The organism is Microcystis sp. M31BS1 (assembly GCF_020245285.1).
In the GTDB taxonomy this organism is placed as follows: domain Bacteria; phylum Cyanobacteriota; class Cyanobacteriia; order Cyanobacteriales; family Microcystaceae; genus Microcystis; species Microcystis panniformis.
Window position 1 is genome coordinate 1 of sequence record NZ_JADBVE010000078.1, and the last position, 4,065, is coordinate 4,065.

The following is a 4,065-nucleotide window of genomic DNA, read 5'->3' on the forward strand; positions in this document are numbered from 1 at the left end:
AACTCAATTGTCTATCTTTTGGTATTAACCTATTTGTGCCTTAAGTCCTTTCCTGTATGGATTTCAGCTATTTTTGAGACTAGGCACTCTCATCGAATTTTATTTTAAGTTAATTATTTGCATAACAATTCCCGAAGAGCCATATATAAAAGTATATGAAGATGTGCGGAATGTCGGCTACAATGCCCAATTAGCAAAAGTTTCAGCTATCACCACTACAATAAAATCACTACCATCAGGATTTACTCTCGGAAAATTTCAATTGCCTGACTACAGTTCTAAAGCTTCGTAGATGTATAATTTGTTCAAAAAACCGACGGTGCTGAAGTGATAACTAGGTAAAGGGGGAGGGAACCATAATTCCGTTTGATAAACGCTGAAAATGACAAAATTCTTTCTAGTGGTGTGAGTGGCGATCGCTTCTTGTAAAAAAGGATGACCCGTATCCACCAACATTTTACAGTAACCCCGTAAGAGAGCTTGCACCTCGAGGGAAGCTTGCGCCCGAGCGCAGACATTATCCTTAAGATAGCTAGTTAACCTCTGGGAAGCGTATTGTTCGTAATCTTGACGATTAGGGTTAGTTGTCAGCAATATCCCCGCAATTCCCCCTAAAACCACTCCTAACACTATTCCCCCTAACCGCGCCAATTTCATAAGCTCTCAAATCATCACTCACTTACCCTAACCATAGCCTGAATTAGGATAAAAAACCTCTTGTCAACCATTCGTCTTGTGCTATACTTGAAAAGGTGTACGGCGAGCGTAGCCAAGTGGTTAAGGCAGTGGATTGTGGTTCCACCACTCGGGGGTTCAAGTCCCCTCGTTCGCCCTCTTTTCAAGGCTCGTTGATAATTAGGCTTTGAGGGGGTTGATTGGCACTTACCCACTCAAATCCCCAATCAATTCGTTAACCTCAAAATAGTCTTTATGTACTGATAAATTTCGGTGAGAACGGTCAATGTGTTGGCTAGACTGTATTTGAGACAATTGAGCAAATTCTCGCTTCCAGAAAGGAGCGAACGGTGAGTAATTAGGGTTGGCTGAATAAATCTGAAAACCTTGTTGGGTAACACTTTTAGATTTTTTGTCAATCAAAAAGTACCGGATATGGGAGTGATCGGGGCAAAATTCCGGGACTTTTTCCCTGAAAATTAGGTAATTGACCCCCTGAAAATGGGTAAAACCCCACACCCCACACCCCACACCCCGCACCCCGCACCCTGTCCCCAGGAAAAACTTTTTGCCGCAAACCCTACTTACTGGTTAAGACGACACTGGAGAAGCGGAGTAGCGATAACGTGATAGTTTAGATCCGAGCGGTAATATGATGTTAGAACAATAATGACCAGAGTAAATCCGAAGTTAATTATTCATGGGGGAGCGAGTTCCCTAGAGGACAAAGGTGGTTTAGAATCAGTACGCGATTCTCTCCGGGGGATTGTTAAGAATATTTACAACCTCCTTGACAATGGTGCGAGTGCTGTGGAGGCGGTGACAAAAGGATGTATGTTACTGGAGGATGAACCGCGATTTAATGCCGGGACTGGTTCGGTGGTGCAATCGGACGGTCAGGTGCGAATGAGCGCAGCCTTGATGGATGGTCGTCACCAGCGTTTAAGCGGTGTCATTAACGTCTCGCGGGTACAGAATCCCATTAGCCTCGCTCAATTTCTCCAAAGTCAAGAGGATCGCATTCTCTCGGAAATTGGAGCTGCCGATTTGGCCAGAGAATTACAAATTCCCCTCTATGATCCCCTCACCGATTATCGGATTCAAGAATGGATGGAGGAAAGAAAGACGAATTTTAATCGCAAAATGGCCCGTTTATTCGCCGACTCCTCAGCGCAACGGGGAACTATCGGGGTGGTGGCTCTCGACCAGCAAGGAGACATCGCCGCCGGAACTTCTACCGGAGGTAAGGGACTAGAAAGAATCGGTCGCGTTAGTGACAGTGCCATGCCGGCCGGCAATTATGCGAATCCATGGGCGGGCGTAAGTTGCACGGGAGTCGGGGAAGATATTATTGATGAGTGTTTAGCCGCTAAGGTGGTCATTCGCGTCAGCGATGGTTTTTCCCTCGCCGCTGCCGTGGAGAAATCGATGCACGAATCCCAAACTAATGGTCGGGATCTGGGCATGATTTCCCTTGATCGTCAGGGTAATATTGTTTGGGGGAAAACGGCGGAAATTCTCTTGGCTGCCTATCATGACGGTCAGGCGATCGGTGATACCCTAGAATGGCACGGTGAAAACGCGGGTTTAATCGGTCATGTCGCCGTCGGATAGTGGAACAAACTGCGATCGAGCCTAGTCTTTTCGGTTAATCTGTACAAGATACTTCTTCTCGAAAATCTCCGTGTGGCAATACATTATTCCTATTTTTGACCCCGATGTGAAAAACTGGTCAGCCGAAGCGCGATTATTGCGCTCGATGACTTTCTTGTGGCTGTTAGTGGGGTTAGTCGTGCTTTTTTCGGCTTCCTACGCTCTGGCTGACAGTCGCTTTGATAACGGACTATACTATTTTATCCGCCAATTAATCTGGCTTTGGATTGGCTTAATTGGCTTTAATTTCCTGGTGCGATTGCCGATCGAGAATCTGCTCAAAATCGCACCCTGGATGATTTTATTAGTTTTAGGATTAATTTTGATCACTCTCATCCCTGGTTTGGGAGCGAATATCAACGGAGCCACCCGTTGGATTAAAATCGGGCCGATTCTCTTGCAACCGTCGGAATTTATGAAACCGTTTCTCGTCCTGCAAGGGGCGGCGGTTTTCGGTGGTTGGCCGCGTTTAAATGTCAATCAACGGTTAACTTGGATCGCTATTTTCGGGCTAATTCTAGCGGGCATCCTCTTACAACCTAACTTGAGTACCACTGCTCTGTGTGGTATAACTCTCTGGCTGATCGCTCTTGCCTCTGGTCTGCCTTTATCCTACATGACCAGCAGCGCTTTACTGGGTGTAACTATGGCCGTGGTTAGTGTTACTTTCCGCGAATACCAGAGAAAACGGATTTTATCTTTCTTAGACCCCTGGCAGGATCCCCGGGGTGATGGTTATCAATTGGTGCAGAGTTTACTGGCGATCGGTTCTGGCGGAACCACCGGCAGCGGTTACGGTTTATCCCAACAAAAATTATTTTATCTACCCTTCCCGGATACGGATTTTATTTTCGCTGTCTTTGGTGAGGAATTTGGTTTTATTGGCGGTATTTTACTGTTAATCATGCTATTTCTCTACGCCACTCTCGCCCTGATCGTGGCGGTTAAATGTCGTCATCGCATCAAAAAATTAGTGGCGATCGGGGCGATGGTAATTTTGATCGGTCAATCCCTGTTAAATATCGGTGTGGCCACTGGTTCTTTACCCACTACCGGCTTACCTTTCCCCCTCTTTAGTTATGGCGGCAGTTCCAGTTTAGCCAGTCTCTTTTTAGCAGCCCTCTTAATCCGGGTGGCTAGGGAAGAAAATGACAGCCTAGAGCGCCAGACTTGGCAGAAGGGTGCGGGGAGCAGGGAGAAAAAGCTGATGGCTGACGGCTAAAAAGCTCAATACTATCTCCTGACTTGAAAGAGGATGTGGGGTGTGGGGTGTGGGGTGTAGGAAGGAAACCTCTTTCATCTGTGGGGGTGAAAATTTTTTCATCGGGACTGACTTCTCACCCAATTCCCTGGCCAAACCCTAGAAATCATCGAAAATTTTGGGTCTGAAACCCCGTCGTTCTACGACGGCTTTACTGTTAAATATTATCACATTTACGAAATATATGCTAAAATGTGAGACATGGAAAAGCTATCGCTACCGATTTTACCCCACACCCGAACAAGAGTCGCTATTGCGGCGCACTTTGGGCTGTGTAAGATTGGTTGACAATAAAGCTCTCCATCTCAGAACACAAACATGGTACGAGAGACAAGAAAGAGCAGGGTAATCGCGCGTTGACCGAGCCCTTGAATTCCGAGAAGTTAGTCTAAATTTTGGCGTTTGTTCCGATTCTATCCGAGTAATTTTCCGAAATTTAGGGGGTTTCTAATCCTCGAAAACCGATGAACTCAGAA

At 46.2% G+C, this 4,065-nt stretch carries 3 protein-coding genes, 1 tRNA gene and 1 pseudogene; 4 read left to right on the forward strand and 1 reads right to left on the reverse strand.

The features are described 5' to 3' along the window. Positions 1-270: 270 nt before the first annotated feature. Entirely contained in the window at positions 271-657 is a 387-nt protein-coding gene (locus IM509_RS04275) for a DUF4359 domain-containing protein (protein ID WP_002757343.1), read from the reverse strand. Positions 658-759: 102 nt separating this feature from the next. Between IM509_RS04275 and IM509_RS04280 the strand changes: the two genes are divergently transcribed. The 4 genes and pseudogenes from IM509_RS04280 to IM509_RS04295 all read left to right on the forward strand — a co-directional run. After that, positions 760-832, forward strand: a tRNA-His gene (locus IM509_RS04280). 512 nt (positions 833-1,344) lie between these two features. Continuing rightward, positions 1,345-2,289, forward strand: a complete 945-nt coding sequence (locus IM509_RS04285; protein WP_004161566.1) for an isoaspartyl peptidase/L-asparaginase — start codon at positions 1,345-1,347, stop codon at positions 2,287-2,289. Positions 2,290-2,359: 70 nt separating this feature from the next. Next, a complete protein-coding gene (locus IM509_RS04290) occupies positions 2,360-3,550 on the forward strand; it encodes an FtsW/RodA/SpoVE family cell cycle protein (protein WP_052278017.1) in 1,191 nt (396 codons plus the stop codon). Positions 3,551-3,773: 223 nt separating this feature from the next. Further along, positions 3,774-3,935, forward strand: a pseudogene (locus IM509_RS04295) (helix-turn-helix domain-containing protein); the annotation flags it as partial. Positions 3,936-4,065: the final 130 nt, after the last annotated feature.